Origin of the sequence: Domibacillus sp. PGB-M46 (genome assembly GCF_022668875.1) — a bacterium.
GTDB lineage: Bacteria > Bacillota > Bacilli > Bacillales > Domibacillaceae > Domibacillus.
The window spans coordinates 39,004-59,914 of the sequence record NZ_JAKGCR010000025.1 but is presented as its reverse complement, the minus strand read 5'-3'; the positions used below and the strand labels follow the sequence as shown (position 1 = coordinate 59,914).

Sequence of the window (20,911 nt, the reverse complement as noted above, 5' to 3'; positions counted from 1 at the left end):
TATTTAATAAGTTTTCAAAGTATATCTATAGCCCCTTATTAAATAAGTTTAATAAGTTTGGGTGGATGAATTATTATTTGCTGCTCCAAAATCGATGAAGAAGGTGTTTTGAGGTATTCGTATAGCTCTCTTACAACTAAGAAATGCCAGAAAGGTTAAACTCAGCCAAGCGTTAGGGATGAGATTCACTGCAATAAGCAAGTTCCTGGCACAGCTGGAGAAGAACGAGGAAATAATTTTAGTCGGTTTAGAAATCCCAGAGTGGGAGAAGAGCAAAGAGATATACATACATCCCGACCCTGCAATGAATCATTAGAAACAAAATTATTCATAAGGGTTACTAAATATTGGGACCTATCTCGTGATGAATAGAATAAGCAAGTAAAACAAATTGAAAGCACAACTGACCACAAAATAATGAATGGTGAGGTTTAAATATGGCAATCTTCCTTTTAGTCATTATTTATTTGGCTTTTATCAGCTTAGGTTTACCTGATTCATTACTGGGAGCAGCATGGCCAGTGATGCAATCAGACTATGGAGCGCAGCTTGAGACTGCTGGATTTCTTTTTATGATGATTGCAGGCAGTACAATTATCTCCAGTTTGGTTAGCGGAAAGGTACTCGAACGGTTTGGGACTGGCAATGTCACCTCTGTCAGCTGCTTCATGACTGCAGGTGCGTTGCTGGGATTTCATTTTGCTCCATCGCTCGTTTGGTTAGTGATATGTGCCATACCGCTTGGACTGGGCGCGGGAGCGGTTGATTCGGGGCTAAACAATTATGTTGCAGCACACTATAAAGCACACCACATGAGCTGGCTGCATTGTTTTTGGGGAGTCGGGGCTACTTTAGGTCCTATCATTATGGCTCAGTTTATTTCAGGACAACATTCCTGGAGAAGTGGGTATCTTGCGATTGCTGGTATTCAGTTTGCGTTAGTTGTCATCCTCTTCTTCACTTTGCCCCTATGGAACAGAGGAACAGAAAACAGCAATACCGCTTCAAATGAAGAGCCGGAGAATTCGAAAGATGCATTTGATAACGAAGATGCTCAACATGTAAAACCTTTGCAAATCAAAGGCGTTAAATTGGCTCTGATGTCTTTCTTGTTTTATTGCGGGGTTGAGGCAACAATGGGTCTTTGGGGAAGCAGCTTTCTGGTAAATGTCAAAGATCTGCCCGCAGCGGTGGCTGCCCAATGGGTTTCCCTCTATTACGCTGGAATCACAATCGGCCGATTTATTACAGGCTTTATTACCTTTAAAATGAGTAACCATACCCTCATTCGGATTGGGCAGATTATAGCGTTGGCGGGTGCTGCACTTCTGTTCCTGCCACTGCCGTCCACTTTCTCGCTTGTAGGTTTTATCACGGTTGGATTAGGATTAGCACCGATCTTTCCATGTATGCTGCATGAAACACCGATACGTTTTGGGAAAAAGCATTCCCAGACCATTATGGGCTATCAAATGGCTGTCGCCTATACAGGCAGTACATTCATGCCGCCTCTTCTCGGTTTTATTGCATCGCATTCCACAATAGGAATCTTCCCGCTTTGTATTGTGGTTTTTGTGGCAGCCATGTTCCTGAGTTCAGAAAAATTAAATCATTTATTGAAGAAGAATGATCTTTTAACAAGGCACGAATCAAGTTCAAAAGTACTTTAATTATGCAGGATGTAAAAATCACAAAGTTGCTTGTTTTTCCTTAAAAAAGATCGGGAGCTGTTTAATATGAAAACGGAAAAAGAGAAAATGGTAGCGGGAGAATTGTATACAGCAATGGATGAGAATGAAGGGTTACCTGAACCTAGTGATCCTTCCAGCTGTTACTTAGGAAGGCTGGATAAGGGGGAACGGATTTGATGATAAAACTCATTGCCGTAGATATGGATGGAACTTTTCTGAATGACCAAATGAAATAGGATTATGAGAGATTTTCCAACCAATATTTAAAAATGAAGAAGCAGGGAACTCGATTTTTTGTTGCAAGTGGAAATCAATATTATCAGCTAAAATCATTTTTTGGCGAGATACAAGAGGAAATAAGTTATGTTGCTGAAAATGGAGCACTTGTTGTAGACCAGGGACAGGAAGTATTTTCTGTCGATATTCCTAAAAAGGATGTAAAACTTATTCTGGAAGAGCTGGTAACACATAAAAAACTTTCAGTTGTGTTATGTGGAAAAGAAAGTGCCTATGTTCTGGAAAGTGTATCTGATCATTTTTTTGGAGCAATGAAGAAGTATTATCACCGGTTAAAGAGGGTAGCAAGTTTCGAGCAGGTTGATGATCAAATTTTAAAGTTTGCGTTATCTTGTCCAGAGGAGGAAACGTTTCAATTAAGGGATTTACTTCATAGGAAAATTGGATCGGTCATCACACCTGTGTCTAGTGGCCATGGGAGTATAGATTTAATTGTTCCAGTTTTTCATAAAGCTTATGGTCTCCAATTGTTACAACAAAAATGGGGCATTAAAGATGATGAAACAATGGCTTTTGATGATGGGGGAAATGATATCGAAATGTTAAAGCATGTAAAGTATAGTTTTGCGATGAAAAATGGAAGCGACGAAGTAAAAAATAGCGCAGAATACATTGCACCTTCTAATAATGATAGTGGTGTATTAGAGATTATTGGTCAATATCTTGCAAACCAAGGTCCATTCCATACTGCAGGAATATGATCATTTATGGACGGACTATACACTACTCTATGTTAGGGGCGAAGCGGGATGAGAATCGAGCATGTGGCAATCTGGGTTAAAGATTTAGAAGCTATGAAGACGTTTTACGTAACGTACTTTAATGGAAATGCAAACGCAAAGTATCACAATAAAGATAAGGAATTCGAATCTTATTTTCTGACGTTTGACGGAGGCGCACGTTTAGAAATTATGTGCACGTCAGGCATCGATAAGCCGCAGCAGGGTGATAGGATTGGCTGGGCTCATATTGCCATTTCCTTAGGAAGCAGGGAGTCCGTCAACCAAATGACAGTTCGCTTACAAAAAGATGGTTACCGCCTTATTAATGGTCCTCGTGTTACTGGGGACGGCTATTATGAAAGTGTGATAGAAGATCCAGAAGGCAATCTTTTAGAATTGACTGTGTAATAAGCGATAAGGAAATTCCTATTAAAAGAATATGGATAAATTTAATTTGTTAAACAAACAGCTAACTTTACGGTTTTTAATATACATTTGAAAGTAGGGCATAAATTGAAAACTGAAAAGGAAAAGATGCTGGCTGGGGAAATGTACAACCCAGCTGACCCAGTATTATCAAAGGAACGTGAGGAAGCAAGACGCTGGGTTAGAATATATAATCAAATATAATCAAACTTTAGAAACGGAAGAAGAAAAACGAACTGCGTTATTGAAGGAGTTATTGGGTTCAACGGGAGAAAACGTCTATATGGAACCAAATATCCGGTTTGATTATGGATATAACACATATGTAGGAGAAAACTTTTTTGCCAACTTTGACTGCACCATTTTAGATGTTTGTGAAGTGCGATTTGGGAACAATTGTATGCTTGCGCCTGGTGTACAAATCTATACCGCAACACATCCACTTCATCCAGCTGAACGTAATTCAGGTAAAGAATATGCAAAGCCGATTACGTTTGGACATAATGTATGGATTGGAGGAAATGCAGTCATAAATCCAGGAGTAACGGTAGGGGACAATGTTGTGATTGCATCAGGTGCAGTCGTGACGAAAGATGTACCCGATAATGTTGTCGTTGGAGGAAACCCAGCTAGAGTGATTAAACACATTGAAATATAAATCACGTTTTTCTGTACATTTAGGTTTAAGGGGTTTTTATGATCAAGTACCAGCAAATCGCAGCGGAAATTGAAAAGTATATTGAAGAAAATGCCCTTCAGCAGGGCGATAAACTGCCTGTATTAGAAGCTTTAATGGCTCATTTTAATGTGAGTAAAAGTACGATTACAAAAGCGTTAGATCTATTGGAAAAAAAAGGCGCCGTGTTTCAAGTGAGGGGCAGCGGCATTTTTGTTAGAAAGCAGAAAAGAAAAGGATATATGGACCTTCTTTCGAATCAAGGGTTTAAAAAAGAGCTTAAAGGTGTTCAGATAACCTTAAAGGTAATCGAACTAGAAGTGAAGAAGCCGACAAAAGAAGCAGCTCATAGTTTAAATATTGGGCTCGATGACGATGTTTATTATGTAAAAAGGGTTCGGTATATGAACGGGCAAACCCTGTGCCTTGAAGAATCTTATTATAATAAATCCGTTGTTACCTATTTAAATAAAGAAATCGTTTCTAAATCGATTTTTGAGTATATCCAGAAAGGGTTAGGGGTAAAGATCGGCTTTTCGGATGTGTATCTTTACGCAGGAAAGCTGAAACAAGAAGAGGCAAAGCATTTGTGCCTGGATAGTGAAGCACCTGCCTTTTATGTGGAAACCATTTTTCATTTAACGAATGGACAGCCGTTTGACTTTTCAAAAGTCGCTTATCACTATGAACAATCCCAGTTCTTTGTTCAAACGAATAGCTACTTTTCTAAAAGTTAAAACAGGGCTGTCTCATCAGTCTCATTTAAATAAAATTGCACAAGAAGCCGGAATGGGGGTAAAACTTTCATTCCGGCTTTTTAGGTTTAAAAGGAAGAGAGAGATAAATCCACCTGCTCTTTTTAAAAATAAATAGCAACTATATATATTTTTTATGATATTAAGATTTTGTCACCCGTGAAAAATGGCAGCTTTCAATAAGGGATTGAAAGCTGCCATTTTTGTATATTCAACAACTTGAAAACGAGTGTTTTTCGGTTTTTTTATAAACAAGTCACCCAGTAAAATCACATAATTTTTATGTATCAAAGCATTGCTCAAAATCTATGTCTTATTAATGAACGAAGGAAGAAAAGGCGATAACAATAGGCAGCCAAATAAGTCAAATTTCTAAAAGTAAAGCAATGCGTAAGGTCAGAAAAGGCAACTTATTGCGCAAGTCAAGTAACCTGTAATTAAGTAAAAATTATCCACACGCATTTTGAAATTGCTTCCAAAAAGGAAAGGGGCAGAAGTACATACTTTCCAAAATAAATATAATCTTTACGATAACGCTGATTTTCGTTTCTAGATCATAAGAACTATCATTCAACTTTATAACTTTAAATTACTTCTTCTGAGATGATTTTCATATTTTTTATTTTTTAATTGACTTTGATAATCATTATCAACTATTATGGAATCTGTTGACGACAATGAAAATCATTATCAATTGTGATGATATCATGCGGCCGGTCAGGTTGAGCAGCAAAATCTTAACCTAAACGCAGCCATCATGATTATAAATAAAGGAGTGTTGGATGATGAATGCATCTGTTGGAACTTATTCAGGAAATGAAGCTCTGTTATCAATGCAGGAAAAAAGGGAATCAAACGCAAGATCTTATCCACGAAGATTACCTCTTGCCATTAAACGGGCAGAAGGCGTTTATCTAACAGACATGGACGGAAAACAGTATATCGATTGTTTAGCAGGAGCGGGAACACTGGCATTAGGCCATAACCATACCGTCGTTCGGGAAGCCATCAAAGATTTTATGCAGTCTTATGTCCCTCTGCATACGCTTGATTTGACGACGCCAGTAAAAGAGGCATTTATTGATGAGGTATTCGCTTCTTTACCGCCTTCATTTGCTGAAAAAGCAAAAATTCATTTTTGCGGTCCAACGGGTGCTGATGCAGTAGAGGCAGCTTTGAAGCTAGTAAAAACGGCAACCGGCAATAGAGCCATTCTTTCTTTTCAAGGAGGCTATCACGGTTCCACGCACGGTACACTCAGCATCACCGGGACAACAGCTCCTAAAAAGAATATTCACGCACTTGTACCGGATACCCATTTTCTTCCGTATCCATATGAATACCGGTGCCCTTTCGGTATTGGGAAAGATGGACACCGTATTGGCGCCCAATATATTGAGAATGTACTAGATGATCCAGAAGGTGGAATCGTGAAGCCCGCGGGTATCGTTGTAGAAGTCGTACAGGGCGAGGGAGGATCGATTCCTGCTCCTGTCGAGTGGTTAAAAGAGCTTCGCCGCATTACAAAAGAACGTGATATTCCGCTGATCATTGATGAAGTACAAACAGGTATCGGACGAACAGGAAAAATGTTTGCGTTCGAGCATGCCGGCATTGAACCGGACGTTCTTGTGCTGTCAAAAGCAATAGGGGGAAGTCTTCCGCTATCTGTTGTTGTGTATGATCGCCGTCTTGATCAATGGGAGCCGGGCACGCATATCGGAACATTTAGAGGAAACCAAATGGCCATGGCAGCCGGCCGTGCCACTTTGCGCTTTGTGAACGATCACCAGCTTCCGGAACACGCACAGGAAATGGGGGCTTACTTAACGTCCCAATTAAAGTCTATGCAAAAGCAGGTAGACTCCATTGGGGATGTAAGAGGCAGAGGACTTATGGTTGGTGTTGAAATTATTAATCCAGCGGAACAGCCAAACCAAATAGGAAGTTATCCGGCATACTCTGAACTTGCCAAAAAAATTCAACAAGAATGTTTGAACCGAGGCCTAATTTTAGAGGTTGGAGGGCGTTTTGGCACGGTTATTCGCTTGCTGCCGCCGCTGATTATTTCAAAAGAGCAAATCGATGAAGTACTACAGCGCTTCTATGAGGCAATCATAAGCGCTGAAGCTCAATTTGGTCTGCGGTAGGAGGTGGCGGAAGTGGAAAAGAGTTTTGGAGAATGGTTTCTTCGTCCAAGCGATAAAAGCGAGAATATGTACAAAACACTGATGGATAAAGCTGTCGGATTAATTGCTGATCAAACAGCAAGAACAAATCAACCTTTTTCAGGTGCCTCTCGTCAAGAGATTCAATCAGCCGTGAGGGAAATGCTCATAATCCCGGCTGCAGGACAGGAAACAGATAGGGTGATGGAAGAGGTTCAACATGTCATTGTGAAAAATTCGTTATGGGTTTCTCATCCTTCTGCCATGGCGCATCTTCATTGCCCGCCTTTAATTCCATCTCTCGCTGCAGAAGTGATTATTAATGCATTGAACCAATCAATGGATTCATGGGATCAAAGCCCTTCTGCTACTTATGTTGAAACAGAATTCATTCAGTTTTTTACGAAGCATGTCGGCTATTCGGACAAGGCGGACGGTGTCTTTACAACGGGTGGAACACAATCTAATTACATGGGATTGCTGCTTGCCCGAAACAAAGCATGCCAGACACATTTCTCCGTTCAAGTTCAGGAGGAAGGGCTTCCGGCGGAGGCGGGAAGGCTGCGGATTCTTTGTTCAGAGCACGCCCATTTTACAGTCCAAAAATCGGCGGCTCAGCTTGGGCTGGGAACCAATGCTGTCGTCAAAGTAGCGACAAATGATCAAAAGCAGCTTTGTGTAGAGGATGCCAAAGAAAAAATCAGGCACCTCAGACAACAAGGACTTCTTCCCTTTATGATCGTGGCAACCGCCGGAACAACGGATTTCGGGAGCGTAGATTGTATAGGAAATGTAGCTAAGCTGGCAGCTGAGGAGCAATTGTGGTTTCATGTCGATGCCGCCTACGGAGGGGCCCTGCTGTTTTCCCATCAATACAGCGGTCTCGTTCGTGACCTGCACTTAGCAGATTCAATCACAATTGATTTTCACAAGCTTTATTGCCAATCGATCAGCTGCGGTGCTTTTTTCATCAAACATAAGCAGGACTTTCAGCAAATCGCCTTCCATGCCGATTACCTGAATCCTGAAGAAGACCACGAAGACGGCGTGATCAATTTAGTGGAAAAAAGCGTACAAACGACAAAACGGTTTGATGCTTTGAAGCTGTTGATGACTTTTAAATTGATGGGAACGGATTTGTTCGGGGAGATGGTGGATTATACGATCAGCCTGGCGAAGGAAACGGCCCAGCTCTTAAAAAATGAACCTTGTTTTGAGGTACTGAATGAGCCGGAACTTAACGCCGTCTTGTTTCGCTACGTGCCGTTACATCAGTACGAGGACGAGCGGTATGTTGATGAAATAAATCTTGAGCTTCAGCGCAATTTTTATCAAAGCGGGGAACTCATTATGGCTAAAACAAAGCAGGCTGGAAAAGTGTACTTAAAATTTACCATGCTCAATCCTCTCAATACGATAGGCCATATGAAAACACATATAGAGCGAATGAAGCAAGCTGGAGAAAAAATAGAGAAAGAGCAGGGAGAGATCCGCTATGAATATTCCGTTCGTGACTAATCATATTACCATACAAAATTTAATCAATTGTTACGTAAGAGAAACAGGGGAAGGAGAATGGAAGTCCGCTGATGAAGTTGCTGTTCCATTCGAAAACGAAAGAATCAAACAAATATTGGTTATTTCATTTAGCCGGCAATCCGTTACTTTGTATATTCCAGCCCGGTATAAATCGGCAACAGAACGTCATCTGTTTTCGCCAGTTATGTATTATCAAGTGGAAAATGGTGAAATGAAACAGCTTGATTACATGACATTAATCGTATTTATCCAACGAGAGCTGTCGCTCCTATCTGACAAGCCTGTAGAGACCGATGAGTTTATGCTCCGGACCATTCTAAGCTATCAAAACATGAAAAGAATTATTGGGGATAGAAGCAGTGATCTGGAAGAATGCTATCAAACGGAAAAAACGTTTCTTCAATCCGAGCAATCTTTGTTAATTGGACATCAAGTACATCCGACTCCGAAAAGCCGTCAAGGAATCGATGAGGAGGAAGAGCATATTTTCGCTCCGGAGAGAAAAGGGGCTTTCCAGCTGCATTATTTCCGGGCTGTACATGAGATTGTCGATGAGGATTCTATGCTGGCCCAAAACGCTTCTATGCTTATAAAAGAAGAACTAAGGAAAGATCCATTCGTTACAGAATCTTTTCAAGACCGGTATTGCCAGGAAGATGATTTTTCACTGATCCCTGTTCATCCGCTGCAAGCACGAAAGCTGTTAGGGCGGGAGGACGTGTGCGATCTCATTCAATCAGGCAAACTCGCTTATCTCGGTCCACAGGGAAGAAAGTTTTATCCAACTTCTTCTGTTCGGACGGTGTACCACCCGGAAGCAAGCTTCATATACAAGTTTTCAATTCCTGTGAAAATTACCAATTCACTGCGTGTAAACAAACGAAAAGAGCTTGACCGGGGAGTAGAAGTGAGCCGCTTGCTTCATAGCGGGATTTCCGAAAAGTTAAAAGAACACCATCCTTCATTTCGCATTATCGAGGATCCCGCTTATATTACGTTAAAGCTGGCCACGGAAGAAACGGGATTTGAAGTGGTGATCCGTGAAAATCCATTTCAAACGGGGAATGATTCACGGGTGACATTACTTGCGGCTCTTTGCCAGGATCACATTACAGGAGAGGGTTCTCATTTAACCAATGTTATTTCCGCTATTGCAAAACGGGAAGGGGTTTCTACTGCAGAAGCAAGTGAACAGTGGTTTGCCCGCTATTTAAAAGTAGGTTTGCGTCCACTGTACTGGTTATATGCTGCATATGGAATCGCACTTGAAGCCCATCAGCAAAATTCGATTATCCAGCTTGACGAACAGGGCTATCCAGCTGTCTTTTATTATCGTGACAATCAAGGATACTACTTTATGGAATCAAAGGCGAAATCGTTAAAACAGCTTGTCCCGGCCTTAAATGAAAAAAGTGACACGGTATGTGCTGACTCGATTGCAGAGGAGCGATTCCGGTATTATGTCTTTTTCAATCACATGTTTGGTTTAATCAATGCCTTTGGGGTTAATCGTCTGATCGACGAACAGCGATTGCTGTTCATGATGAAGGAGGAGCTGGCCGGCTTTAAGAAGCAATTAGGTGATCATACGGCCTTATTAGATTCTTTGCTGTTTGAAAAAAAGCTGCCATGCAAAGCAAATCTACTGACAAGGGTGCATGATATGGATGAGCTTGTCGGATCTCTTGAAACTCAATCGGTATATGTTCATGTCACGAATCCGCTGTTTGCAGCAGCAGGTGAACTGCATGAAGTCTAACATCAGCATTCAACAAACATATCCGTTTGAACGATACGAGCCTCTGATCCAAAGAACCATTTCATTTCGTCATGTGAGTATGAAAGAAGATGTAGGACGGCTTCATTCATGGATGCATGAAAAGCACGTTATTCCTTTTTGGAATTTAAATATTTCACTGGAAAACTACACAGCCCATTTACAAAGATTTTTGCAGGATGACCATCAAACACTGTTAATTGGTGAACTTGGTGGTGTTCCTATGAGTTATTGGGAGTCGTATTGGGTGAAGGATGATATTATTGGAACCCGCTATCCGTTTGGCGAATATGACCAGGGCATTCATTTGCTGATCGGACCAAAGGAGTTTTTAGGGAAAGGGTTCATCTACCCGCTGCTGCTGACCATTTTATATAAGAAATTTCAAGTAGCCGAAACAAACCAAATTATAGCAGAGCCTGATATACGAAATGAAAAAATGATTCATGTGTTTAAAAAGTGCGGTTTTCAGCCCGTCAAGGAGGTTGAACTGCCTGAAAAAACAGGTTTATTGATGAGATGTGAACGGAAAGGGTTTGAAAGAAGGTGGACAGATTGGCAAACGAACAAATTTTAGATGTTATTGGAGTGGGGATTGGCCCATTTAATCTCGGATTAGCCGCATTGCTTGAAAAAACGGAATGCCGTTCCTTATTTTTTGACCAAAAAACCCGATTTGAGTGGCATCCCGGGATGCTGCTGGAAGGAACCACGCTGCAAGTGCCTTTTATGGCGGATGTCGTGACGATGGCAGATCCGACAAGCTCTTTTAGCTTTTTGAATTATTTGCATGAACAAAAGCGGCTGTATCAGTTTTACTTCCTTGAAAAATTTCAAATTCCGCGTACGGAATATAATCATTATTGTCAATGGGTAGCGGAGCGGCTCCCTCAGCTTCAGTTTGAATGCAAAGTGGAAAATATTGAGCAAACAGAGGAAGGATATTTTCGCGTTACCGTTTTTTCCGGTATCGAAACAAAGAAACAAACGTATTACGCCAAACACGTGGTAATAGGAGTGGGAACGAGGCCGTATGTGCCCGAGAAATTCCAGCCAGCTCTTGGTGATCGCATTTTTCATTCTTCAGCGTATAGAAGCAAGCGGGAAAATGTCCTGAGAACAAAAGCGGTCACGGTCATCGGTTCCGGACAGAGTGCCGCTGAAATTTTCTATGACTTATTGTCCAGACAGCCGGATCATGATTATCAGCTGTTGTGGTTTACAAGATCCAAAGGATTTTATCCGATGGAATATTCCAAGCTGGGGCTTGAGCATTTCTCACCTGATTATATCCGTTATTTTTATCACTTGCCGAAAGAAAAGAAACGAAGTGCTTTAAACAATCAGGCACTCTTGTACAAGGGGATCAGCTTTAATACGATCAGCGATATTTATGATTTATTATATGAGCGGACAGTCGGAGATGGAAAACCGCCCGTTCATCTGCAAGCGTTGACTGAACTGTCATCCATTGAAGAAAGGGACAATCGATACTGCTTATCATTGTATCAGCATGAACAAGAAGAACATAAGCAGATGGAAAGTGATGCCGTTATTCTGGCGACCGGTTATCATCCTTATATCCCGGATTGCTTAAAAGGGATGAAGCATCTAGTGGAAACGGACGAAATCGGCCAGCTTGTTATTGAAGAAAACTATAAATTGAAATTAAATAAGGAAGGCCATAATCATGTATTTATTCAAAATGGTGAGCTTCATACCCATGGTGTAGGGGCACCTGATTTAGGGCTGGGAGCATGCCGGAACGTGACGATTATTAACCAGCTCGTCGGTAAAGAAGTCTATCAAACCTATGATAAAAACGTATTCCAGCAGTTTGGCCTGTAGGAGAAAGAAATGACAAAGGGAGAAAAAGGGTTTATTTATAGTTGTTTGCTTGTGACATTCATTTCAGAAATGCTGTTATCACCCTTTTATCCGCAGTTATTTTCCGGCTATTTCGGAGTAGACGGGGTGCAGGCAACAAGCTTATTTATTATTTGCTGCCGCCTTGTCGTCGTGATCATGACACCCCTTTGGGCGATGGCTGCTAAAAGGTGGGGACTTAAGAAACTGATTGCGGCCGCACTGACCGTAATGGGAGGATGCAAAATACTGCTGCCCATGAGCCATACCTTTCCGCAGTTTTTAACGGTGTCACTCGTTTTACTCTTTTTTCAAAGCAGCATTTATTTGCTGTATCCAGCCATGGTCGCTTCAAGCAAGAATGATCATGAAAAAGTAAGGGCAACGACGGCTTATTTATTCATGTTTCACGGAAGTGTCATCGTATCAGGCATTGCAGGGAGCTTCGTCGTCACCCAGTTGTTTCCGTTAAACAGCTATTATCTATTTGCCCTAATCGATATCATTCTTGCAGGCGTGAGTTGGTTTATTCTCTCAAACAATGGCGCCGTTACAAATCAGGAAACCTTGCAGAAGAAAGAAAACGTACCAAAAGGGACGAGATGGCAAGGGGAGTTTCTGGTTTATTTACTGATTGTGTTCCTCTTTTATATCGGACATCAGATGATTCGTCCTTATTTTACGGTCTTTCTTGACAATCGCTATACAATCTCAGAACAAGGGTTGAGCTTGTTGTATGTGATGCCGAGTCTTGTCGCGGTTGTGCTGCAGTTTTTACTGCCAAAACAGTATCTTCAATCGCATATTCAGGTAACCTTAATCAGCTTAATGGGAATAACAGCAGGGTTACTCTTTATCCAAGCGTTCGCCGGACATATTTGGCTGTTTGTTTTGATTAGAGTGATGTATGGGATGTGCTTTTTTGTTAGTCTGGCGGCAATGGATATTCTCTTTTTCAAAATGAGAATTGGAAAAAAATCGCCGCTTTCATATAGCCTCGTGGCATCCGTACAAAATGCAGCTCTGTTGTTTTCGCCAATGGCTGCTTTGGTGATGGTCGAACAAAATGGAACCGAAGGGCCATTCCTTTTAAGTGGTTTTCTTTTAATTGGATCGGCATTATGTACAGTCTTTCTTTTAATCATGATGCATAGGTCATCATATCAAATAAAAATGGGAGTTGGGCCTCATGAAAATGTGTGAAACGCCTCTACAGATGTTAACAAAGGAAAATTGGGAAAATGCAGATCATCAGCTTTTAGCTAAAATGCTTCAGGAATTTATGTATGAAGAAATTATCACGCCAAAGCTGCTCAGCGAAACGGAGAACGTTCAATCCTATGAATGGATCGATAAAAAAGGAATCATGTACCGTTTTCAAGCAAAGCCTCGTTTGTTTGATAGCTTCTATGTTTTGCCTGAAAGCATTGAAATCGTTACAGGCGAGACAAAAGACGTACCACTGTCTCTTGCTCTTTTGTTAAGCATTCAACAAGAAGGAAATATGACAGGCTCTACAGCAGGGCATTTAATCAAAGAGTATTTGCACACATTAGTGGCGGACACTCATTTAAAAGAAAGATCCAAATCGTCCGATGAGCTGACCCAATTGGATTATGCCGAGCTGGAAGGGGAGATGAAGGGACATCCATGGATTACATATAACAAAGGGCGGATTGGTTTTGGGTATGATGACTATGTCCAGTACGCGCCCGAACAAAAGAAAAAAGTACAGCTTTCATGGATTGCGGTCCATAAAAACCTCGGGACGTTTCATTCGGTGAAAGGATTGGATTATGAGCACGTAATGGAGCAGGAGCTTGATGAAGAGGCTCGTCAGCGTTTTGTGGAGAAATTGAGAGCCAAAGAAGTACAAGAAAAGGATTATTATTTTATGCCCATACACGCCTGGCAGTGGAACAACGTCATTGTATCCATGTTCGCTGCTGAAATTGCCAGCAAAGAGTTGATACCATTAGGAGAAGGGGAAGACGAGTATCTTCCTCAGCAGTCTATCCGTACATTTGCGAATGTAACGAAAAGAAACAATTATCATGTGAAGCTGCCAATGAGTATTTTGAATACACTCGTATACCGGGGGTTGCCGAGCGAGAGAACGGTGATTGCTCCTGAAGTGACGACATTTATGAAAAACATATTGGACAATGATCTGTTTTTAAAAGAAGAATGCCGCCTTGGTCTATTGGGAGAGGTGGCGACCATGAACGTCAGCCATCGGACTTTTTCGAAACTGTCGGGAGCGCCTTATCAATATCTTGAAATGCTTGGCGTGGTTTGGAGAGAGAGCGTTTATCAGGAACTGCGAGATGATGAACAGGCCATTACACTGGCGGCGTTGCTGCATGTGGACCATGAAGGAACGCCATTTGTATCAACCTTAATTGAAAAATCAGGCCTTACAGTGGAGCAATGGGTGAACCAACTTACGAAAGCGATTTTACCTCCATTGCTGCATTACTTGTATCAATACGGCACTGTATTTTCACCGCACGGACAAAACACGGTGCTTGTCTTGAAAAATTATAAGCCGGAGCGGATCATTATGAAAGATTTCGTAGATGATGTCAATATTAGTGATCAGCCGTTTCCGGAGCTTTCGGTGTTGTCTCCCGAATTGAAAAAAGTATTGCGCAGTGAACCGCCTGAAGGTTTGACCCAGTTTATTTTTACCGGGTTATTTATTTGTCACTTTCGTTATTTAAGTAACATCCTGCAGGAAAGTGAACAATTTTCCGAAAATCGTTTCTGGGGCATTGTACGTGAGGAAATCCTCTCTTACCAGCGAAGATTTCCGCATTTAAAAGAACGGTTCAAGCTATTTGATTTGCTGCGCCCGACATTCGCAAAGCTGGCACTCAATCGAAATCGTATGTTTGATTATGGCTATGAAGACGGAGATGACCGCCCGCATGCAAGTGAGTTCGGAAAAGTTTCTAATGCCCTTTATGAGGCTGCCTCTCAAACGACAATGTAAGAGGAATGTTCAGATTGCAATAACAGTTATGGAACCTGTTCAATAGATATACTGAGAAGGTGAGCAAGAGTATCCACTTTGCTCGCCTTCTTTCATGCTTTATTTTCTCTTTAATGAAGCCGCAACGTTTCTAACGCAGCTTAGACGGCAGACACTCGATTTTATCAGGTACACTTTGCAGGAAACTTTGTGATCACGTACATGCTGTTTGAAAAGGAAGCGGTTGTACATAAAGAGAAGAGCAGAGTTCATCATATGCTGTACTGTTAAAGGAGTATACATGGCAAAAATTCTTAAGAGATAAGTTTTTTGGATCGGATACCGAATAAAATCAAAAAATGTATGCTATTAAGGTCTGGCTCCAACGGGATAGTAGAGTCAGACCTTTTGTATTTTTACGGTTATAGGTGCTGTCTCATGGGTGAAAATCTTTTTTATATTCAATAGTAGGAAAGCGGGTCTGCAGTTAAATGCTGACTAGAGTACCGCAGGGAAGAAAAGAGCAAACTAGCTCAAATGTTAATGCATGAGAAAATGTATAGAAAACAGGGCAAAACAGAAGAAAAGAAGGTCATAACATGAGTATAACGCTGGCATTCATTGCGGCTTTATTTGCTTCATTAACGAGTATATTGGCCAAAATCGGCATTGAAGATGTGAATTCCAATTTGGCTACAGCGATCCGGGCAGTCATTGTTTTAATTATGGCTTTTGTGATCGTACTTATAACCGGACAGTTTGATACAATACCCGAGATTTCTCATAAAGCATTTCTATTTATTATCCTGTCAGGTCTGGCAACGGGGTTATCCTGGCTGTTTTTCTTTCGGGCACTTGCAATGGGTGATGTTTCGAAGGTAGTGCCCATTGATAAATCAAGCGTCGTCTTAACCATCCTGTTTTCAATTTTGATGCTGGGGGAACAGGCGCTTCCGCATATTATGGCAGGAGGAGCGCTTATCGCTGTAGGTACTTTTGTTTTGATTGGAAAAAATGAAGAAAAGAAACGGTTTTCCGGTTCACAGTTTTATATCGTGCACGCCATTTTAGGAGCTATTTTTGCGGCATTAACGACCATCCTGGCAAAGATAGGAATGGAAGGTGTCGATTCTAATGTAGCTACTTTTTTAAGAACGATCGTCATTCTTCTATTCGCCTGGGCGATTGTCCTTTTTAAAGGTACATTTAGGGAAATGAAACTTATATCAAATAAAGGCTACCTCTTTTTAATTTTGTCGGGCATTGCAACTGGTTTATCCTGGTTGTGCTACTACGCTGCGATCGCTATTGGCAAAGTCTCTGTTGTCGCTCCCATTGATAAGTTTAGTGTGGTCATCACCATGGTCCTCGGTTTCGTAATCTTAAAGGAAAAAGCAGCAAAACAAACGATTATAGGCGGTCTGATTATTACCATTGGCACGATTTTACTCGTTTTTTAAATACAAAATAAATGATAGGTATTATGCTGTCCAGGCAGACAAAACAAAAAGCCCACTATTCACAAGTGGGTTTTTTGTTTTATTAAACCTAACTATTTGTATTACGGCTTTTCTTACTTGCACGGAGAACACAAGTGGCAAGAACAAGTTGACTTTTCTGTATACAAATGTATACAATGGATCTGTATACATTTGTATACAGAAAGGGAGAGGTAATATGAGAGATCAATATGGCAAAAGATATCGCCGGGATGAAAGACCTTTCGGCCATGAACATCACCGGGAAGAACATCATCATAGAGGCGGCGGCCACAGGCGTAAGGATCATCCACGTGGCGGTGCCAAAACGTTCCGCCGGGGAAGAGCGATTGAATTTTTAGACAGGCTGAATGTAAAACGTGCCACATTAAAACAGCAATTAGAAACCCCCGAGCTGCAATCCATTAATCCCATTTTGGTGGGGGAACTAAAAGCAGTGGAAACGATTATAAATGAATTTACTCAGTTGTTTGAAATTCATGAAGATGAAATCAAGCGGCATGATGCTCCGGCAAATGAGGAAGAAGCATTAGAAAAAGGCCCGGGTGAAGAGGAATAACGGGAATGGCTGATCTTTTATGGTCTAAAGGTGCAGTTGATCCAACATAAGAGTACGTAAAAAAAGAGAATGGGGGATAAATGATGTTCATTCAATTAAGAAAAATGACGGTGACAGAAGGCCATGCTGGGCAGGTGGTGAATCGGTTCAGTAAACCAGGAATCCTTGAACAGCAGGAAGGGTTGATGGACCTTAAGGTGCTGGTAAAGCAGGTGAGACGCGGCGAAGAAGAAGTAATCGTCTTAGTCACCTGGGAATCAGAGGCGCATTGGAAACAATGGGAGAAAAGTGATGCACATATTGCCGGCCATAAAGCAAAGCTGAATCAGCCAAAACCGGAATACATCATTCATACAGAAGTCGGAAAGTATGATGTAAAAGCCGTTAAAAAAGCAGAAGCATCTGTATAAGTTCGTAGCAAGCCTTTGCAACATGACGGGAAAGGAATAAAACTTCATGAAACAAATAAACAGCTATATCGATTCAGTATTTTGTACAGAGGACGCTCTTTTAAAAGAAGTCATTGCTTCCATAAAAGAAAACGGGCTGCCTTCTATATCAGTATCTCCTTCTTCGGGAAAACTGCTGACCATGCTTGTATCGATCTCAGGCGCTAAAAGAGTGCTGGAAATAGGAGCGCTTGGCGGCTACAGCGGCATTTGCCTGGCAAGAGGATTCGGGAAAGAAGGAACATTAATGTTTCTTGAATTAGAAGAGAGATACGCAGAGTTAGCACACAGCAATCTAGCTAAAGCGGGCTTTGGCGATCAAGTATCCTATATGACCGGGGCAGCTTTAGAAAGTCTAGAAAAACTGGCTGGCGAAAACAAGCGATTTGATTTTTTCTTTATTGATGCCGATAAAGCAAACTATGAGCATTACCTGGAATACTGCATTCAACTGGCAGAACCGGGTGCATTAATCATCGCGGATAACGTGCTTGCGAAAGGCAGTGTAGTGAACTCGAGTATAACCCCTAAACGTTATACGGAAGCCATGAAGAAATTTAATGAATGGACAGCGCATCATCCGCAATTAGAATCCGTGCTTATGCCAATCGGTGATGGCATGACACTCTCAAGGGTAAAGAAATAAGGGGGTATTCACCTGGACCTTGGGTCAATGAGCTGTGATCCTATCCATGTTTTTCTTTATAAAAATGACGCGTAAAAAACATCATGACAAAGGGTATTGTGTCAGTTTTCAGACAAAGCCTTCTGTTTTTGCTAAAGGTGAACAAAACAGAAGGCTCTATTAAAATGGGCGGCCTGAAATGTAAACTGCCTTTTATTTTTTAATACGCTGCTTCTTTACAGAAACAATGATCGATTCATTTGGGAATGCCGGCTTGTTAGTGCAGCTGAATCAGCCCGTACATTTTGCGCAGTTTGGCCACAGAGGAACTGCCGATTCTCGCAAGTTTTTGTTTGAATTCAAAAGCAGATGCGTCAGGAATATCATTAAACAGTTTCGTTTGCTGTGCCAGTTCACACAAGATCAGCTGGCTGTTGATTTCTTTTTCTCCATCCGTTCTTTTTATGTAATGATACTGACCGCCGCTGTTCTGTTCCCGTGCCTTGCGGTTATCTTGCAGCATAAGCACCAGACTGTCATAAATCCGCTTTTTCAAATGCGGCTTTAAAATCGGGAACATAATTTCTACACGGTTTTCCATGTTTCGGGTCATCAAGTCAGCCGACGATAAAAACACTTTGTTTTCCCCGTTGTGGTGAAAATAATAAATTCGTGTGTGTTCAAGGAACACACCGACAATGCTCCGGACCCGGATGTTTTCACTGACCCCTTCAATCCCCGGCCGCAGGCAGCACACGCCCCTAACAATTAAATCGATTTTTACTCCAGCTTGGGACGCTTCATACAGCTTCATCATAATTTTTTTATCCGTCAGCGAATTCATTTTCGCGATAATGTGCCCGTTTCCAAACAGCTCATGAGCGGCAATCTCTTCGTCAATTAATTGCAGGAATGTATCTCGTATGCCAAAAGGCGAAACAGATAAATGATGGTAGTCCGGTTTTTCCATATGTCCGCTTAGTGAATTGAAAAAATGGGTGGCATCAATGCCAATTCGTTCATCAGCGGTTAGAAGCCCCATATCCGTGTAAATCCGTGCAGTCGCATCGTTGTAGTTGCCGGTTCCAAGATGGACAAACCGTTCAATTTTCCCTTTTCTTCGGCGCACAACGAGCGTGATTTTACTATGTGTTTTCAAATGAGTCATTCCGTAAATCACATGGCAGCCTGACTTTTCCAGCTCCTTCGCCCATTGAACGTTATTTTCTTCGTCAAACCGGGCCTTCAGCTCTACAAGAACCGTTACCTGCTTGCCGTTGTCAGCAGCGCGCTCCAGGCTTTTAATAATTGGAGAATCGCCGCTTACCCGGTACAGCGTTTGCTTGATTGCCAATACGTCCGGATCATCAGCAGCCTGTGAAATAAAATCAACAATCGGTTCAAACGACTCGTACGGATGATGCAGCAGGACATCCTGCTTGAGAACCTGGCTGAAAATGTTTTCTTCTCCTTCTAAATCCTGCGGCGGCTGGGGAATAAATGACGGGGCAGCCAAATGTTCGTGCGTTGCTTGAATGCTTTTGGCAAAAGAAAATAAAAATGTTAAATCCACTGGAGCTTGAATGGCATATACGTCTTTAGTGTGAATTTCCAGCTCTTCTTTTAAATACTCAACCACTTGCTCGTCATAACAGTCGTGCTGCACTTCGAGCCGGACAGCGGCTCCCCATTTCCGTTTTTTCAGTTCTTCTTCAATTTCCTGCAGCAAATCTTCCGCTTCGTCTTCATGAATGGTCAAATCGGCGTTACGCGTAATGCGAAAAGGAGTCACGGATTTTACTCCATATCCTTTAAATAATTTAGGCATAAATACAGAAATCACTTGTTCCAGCAAGACAAATACCCTTGCTTCCTTTTTTTCTGCAGGAAGCTCAATCAAACGGTTTATAACAGCAGGCACCTGTACAATCGTCAGTTTTCCCGCTAAAGAACCTGGCGCTGCTTTTCCTTTTTCGTTTTCTTCCAGCATCACCGCTAAGTTTAATGATTTATTCAAAAGCATCGGGAAAGGGCGATATGCGTCGATAGCCATTGGGGTTAAAACGGGGAAGACTTGCTCGTCAAAAAAGGTTTCCAAATAGGTAAAGGCAGCCGTGCTTACCTCTGCCATGGAGGCAATCGTCACGTTTTCTTTTGCGAGTAAAGGAGTGAGTTCATTCAAGTATACGTCATCCTGCTTGCCCACAAGGTGATGTGTAATCTCGGAAATCAAACAAAGCTGTTCTTTCGGTGTTAATCCGGCTTTGTTTTCCGGGCGGTTAAACCCGGCTTTTACTTGATCAAGCAAGCCCGCTACGCGCACCATAAAAAACTCATCAAGATTCGAGCTGAAAATCGCTAAAAATTTGAAGCGTTCCAGCAGCGCATTTTGTTCGTCACCCGCTTCTTGCAGCACCCGTTCATTAAAGCCGAGCCAGCTTAATTCCCGGTTGTTGTAAAAAGACGGACTGTCCAAGTTTTTTTCTTTGATGGCTGTAGTTACTGTTTGCATGATGCCTTCATCTCCCTGTGGTTGAAATTCCAATTATGTTAAGTAACTTTAAAATAACACTATTTTGTAAATGATTAGTAAACCCTTTGTAAATTTAATGTAAATATTCCATATTATTCACCTATTCTCTAAGGAATTTAAATGATTTTTGACCTATAGAAAATGAATGACATAAAAACCCTTCTTTATTTAATAAAGAAGGGTTCAGCCTGAATGTAGGATTGTGGCTCAATGAATGTAGAGGGTGCGGGTTTTTACTGCAAGAAGGTTCTGGGAAAAATCACACTTTTTTAAAAGTTTTTGCTTGTTTTTTGTTTTTCACCCTATTTTCACTTTCGAAGAGTAAAGTAGCCCTTGTACCGGGGAGGTACACACA

General features: G+C 41.5%; 16 protein-coding genes and 2 pseudogenes. 17 read left to right on the top strand and 1 reads right to left on the bottom strand.

Annotated features, from left to right (window positions below; translation table 11 throughout):
* Positions 1 to 437: 437 nt before the first annotated feature.
* From L2D08_RS19985 to L2D08_RS19910, 17 genes and pseudogenes are all read left to right on the top strand, one after another.
* Positions 438 to 1,670 carry an MFS transporter gene (locus tag L2D08_RS19985; RefSeq protein WP_242236522.1) on the top strand — a complete coding sequence of 411 codons (1,233 nt, stop codon included), beginning with the start codon at positions 438 to 440 and terminating at the stop codon, positions 1,668 to 1,670.
* Positions 1,671 to 1,736: 66 nt separating this feature from the next.
* The gene (locus L2D08_RS24115; RefSeq protein ID WP_255822054.1) at positions 1,737 to 1,868 is read left to right on the top strand and encodes a hypothetical protein; all 132 of its coding nucleotides are present in this window, start codon (positions 1,737 to 1,739) and stop codon (positions 1,866 to 1,868) included.
* An 89-nt stretch (positions 1,869 to 1,957) separates the two neighbouring features.
* Positions 1,958 to 2,689, top strand: a pseudogene (locus tag L2D08_RS19980) (Cof-type HAD-IIB family hydrolase); the annotation flags it as partial.
* 48 nt (positions 2,690 to 2,737) lie between these two features.
* The gene (locus L2D08_RS19975) at positions 2,738 to 3,118 is read left to right on the top strand and encodes a VOC family protein (RefSeq protein WP_242236518.1); all 381 of its coding nucleotides are present in this window, start codon (positions 2,738 to 2,740) and stop codon (positions 3,116 to 3,118) included.
* Between the two features lie 105 nt (positions 3,119 to 3,223).
* Positions 3,224 to 3,794: pseudogene (locus L2D08_RS19970) on the top strand (sugar O-acetyltransferase).
* 38 nt (positions 3,795 to 3,832) lie between these two features.
* Positions 3,833 to 4,549 carry a GntR family transcriptional regulator gene (locus L2D08_RS19965; RefSeq protein ID WP_242236516.1) on the top strand — a complete coding sequence of 239 codons (717 nt, stop codon included), beginning with the start codon at positions 3,833 to 3,835 and terminating at the stop codon, positions 4,547 to 4,549.
* 803 nt (positions 4,550 to 5,352) lie between these two features.
* Positions 5,353 to 6,717, top strand: coding sequence for an aspartate aminotransferase family protein (locus L2D08_RS19960; RefSeq protein ID WP_242236514.1), 1,365 nt, complete (start codon positions 5,353 to 5,355; stop codon positions 6,715 to 6,717).
* 12 nt (positions 6,718 to 6,729) lie between these two features.
* Positions 6,730 to 8,253, top strand: a complete 1,524-nt coding sequence (locus L2D08_RS19955; RefSeq protein ID WP_242236512.1) for a pyridoxal phosphate-dependent decarboxylase family protein — start codon at positions 6,730 to 6,732, stop codon at positions 8,251 to 8,253.
* On the top strand, positions 8,231 to 10,033 hold the full coding sequence (locus L2D08_RS19950; protein ID WP_242236510.1) for an IucA/IucC family protein: 1,803 nt from the start codon (positions 8,231 to 8,233) through the stop codon (positions 10,031 to 10,033). The genes L2D08_RS19955 and L2D08_RS19950 overlap by 23 nt, the downstream gene beginning before the upstream one ends.
* Positions 10,023 to 10,628, top strand: coding sequence for a GNAT family N-acetyltransferase (locus L2D08_RS19945; RefSeq protein ID WP_242236508.1), 606 nt, complete (start codon positions 10,023 to 10,025; stop codon positions 10,626 to 10,628). The genes L2D08_RS19950 and L2D08_RS19945 overlap by 11 nt, the downstream gene beginning before the upstream one ends.
* A complete protein-coding gene (locus L2D08_RS19940; RefSeq protein WP_255822053.1) occupies positions 10,607 to 11,899 on the top strand; it encodes a lysine N(6)-hydroxylase/L-ornithine N(5)-oxygenase family protein in 1,293 nt (430 codons plus the stop codon). The genes L2D08_RS19945 and L2D08_RS19940 overlap by 22 nt, the downstream gene beginning before the upstream one ends.
* A gap of 9 nt (positions 11,900 to 11,908) precedes the next feature.
* The gene (locus L2D08_RS19935) at positions 11,909 to 13,120 is read left to right on the top strand and encodes an MFS transporter (RefSeq protein ID WP_242236505.1); all 1,212 of its coding nucleotides are present in this window, start codon (positions 11,909 to 11,911) and stop codon (positions 13,118 to 13,120) included.
* On the top strand, positions 13,107 to 14,912 hold the full coding sequence (locus L2D08_RS19930; protein WP_242236502.1) for an IucA/IucC family protein: 1,806 nt from the start codon (positions 13,107 to 13,109) through the stop codon (positions 14,910 to 14,912). Before L2D08_RS19935 ends, L2D08_RS19930 begins: the two co-directional genes overlap by 14 nt.
* A gap of 578 nt (positions 14,913 to 15,490) precedes the next feature.
* Complete coding sequence (locus L2D08_RS19925) at positions 15,491 to 16,351, top strand: EamA family transporter (protein ID WP_242236500.1); 861 nt, start codon at positions 15,491 to 15,493, stop codon at positions 16,349 to 16,351.
* 217 nt (positions 16,352 to 16,568) lie between these two features.
* Positions 16,569 to 16,949, top strand: coding sequence for a hypothetical protein (locus L2D08_RS19920; protein WP_242236498.1), 381 nt, complete (start codon positions 16,569 to 16,571; stop codon positions 16,947 to 16,949).
* An 83-nt stretch (positions 16,950 to 17,032) separates the two neighbouring features.
* Complete coding sequence (locus L2D08_RS19915; protein ID WP_242236496.1) at positions 17,033 to 17,359, top strand: antibiotic biosynthesis monooxygenase; 327 nt, start codon at positions 17,033 to 17,035, stop codon at positions 17,357 to 17,359.
* A 46-nt stretch (positions 17,360 to 17,405) separates the two neighbouring features.
* Positions 17,406 to 18,044: an O-methyltransferase gene (locus L2D08_RS19910; RefSeq protein WP_242236494.1), complete on the top strand. Its 639-nt coding sequence runs from the start codon at positions 17,406 to 17,408 to the stop codon at positions 18,042 to 18,044.
* A 256-nt stretch (positions 18,045 to 18,300) separates the two neighbouring features.
* On the opposite strand, the gene L2D08_RS19905 is transcribed toward L2D08_RS19910, so the two are convergent.
* A complete protein-coding gene (locus L2D08_RS19905) occupies positions 18,301 to 20,535 on the bottom strand; it encodes an RNA degradosome polyphosphate kinase (protein WP_242236492.1) in 2,235 nt (744 codons plus the stop codon).
* Positions 20,536 to 20,911 lie beyond the last annotated feature (376 nt).

What these genes read in the sequence shown, in the direction of transcription:
- L2D08_RS19910 (WP_242236494.1), top strand. Translation starts at nt 17,406, where the DNA reads ATGAAACAAATAAACAGCTATATCGATTCAGTATTTTGTACAGAGGAC.
- L2D08_RS24115 (WP_255822054.1), top strand. Translation starts at nt 1,737, where the DNA reads ATGAAAACGGAAAAAGAGAAAATGGTAGCGGGAGAATTGTATACAGCA.
- L2D08_RS19985 (WP_242236522.1), top strand. Translation starts at nt 438, where the DNA reads ATGGCAATCTTCCTTTTAGTCATTATTTATTTGGCTTTTATCAGCTTA.
- L2D08_RS19915 (WP_242236496.1), top strand. Translation starts at nt 17,033, where the DNA reads ATGTTCATTCAATTAAGAAAAATGACGGTGACAGAAGGCCATGCTGGG.
- L2D08_RS19950 (WP_242236510.1), top strand. Translation starts at nt 8,231, where the DNA reads ATGAATATTCCGTTCGTGACTAATCATATTACCATACAAAATTTAATC.
- L2D08_RS19965 (WP_242236516.1), top strand. Translation starts at nt 3,833, where the DNA reads ATGATCAAGTACCAGCAAATCGCAGCGGAAATTGAAAAGTATATTGAA.
- L2D08_RS19930 (WP_242236502.1), top strand. Translation starts at nt 13,107, where the DNA reads ATGAAAATGTGTGAAACGCCTCTACAGATGTTAACAAAGGAAAATTGG.
- L2D08_RS19960 (WP_242236514.1), top strand. Translation starts at nt 5,353, where the DNA reads ATGAATGCATCTGTTGGAACTTATTCAGGAAATGAAGCTCTGTTATCA.
- L2D08_RS19925 (WP_242236500.1), top strand. Translation starts at nt 15,491, where the DNA reads ATGAGTATAACGCTGGCATTCATTGCGGCTTTATTTGCTTCATTAACG.
- L2D08_RS19945 (WP_242236508.1), top strand. Translation starts at nt 10,023, where the DNA reads ATGAAGTCTAACATCAGCATTCAACAAACATATCCGTTTGAACGATAC.
- L2D08_RS19905 (WP_242236492.1), bottom strand. Translation starts at nt 20,535, where the DNA reads ATGCAAACAGTAACTACAGCCATCAAAGAAAAAAACTTGGACAGTCCG.
- L2D08_RS19935 (WP_242236505.1), top strand. Translation starts at nt 11,909, where the DNA reads ATGACAAAGGGAGAAAAAGGGTTTATTTATAGTTGTTTGCTTGTGACA.
- L2D08_RS19920 (WP_242236498.1), top strand. Translation starts at nt 16,569, where the DNA reads ATGAGAGATCAATATGGCAAAAGATATCGCCGGGATGAAAGACCTTTC.
- L2D08_RS19975 (WP_242236518.1), top strand. Translation starts at nt 2,738, where the DNA reads ATGAGAATCGAGCATGTGGCAATCTGGGTTAAAGATTTAGAAGCTATG.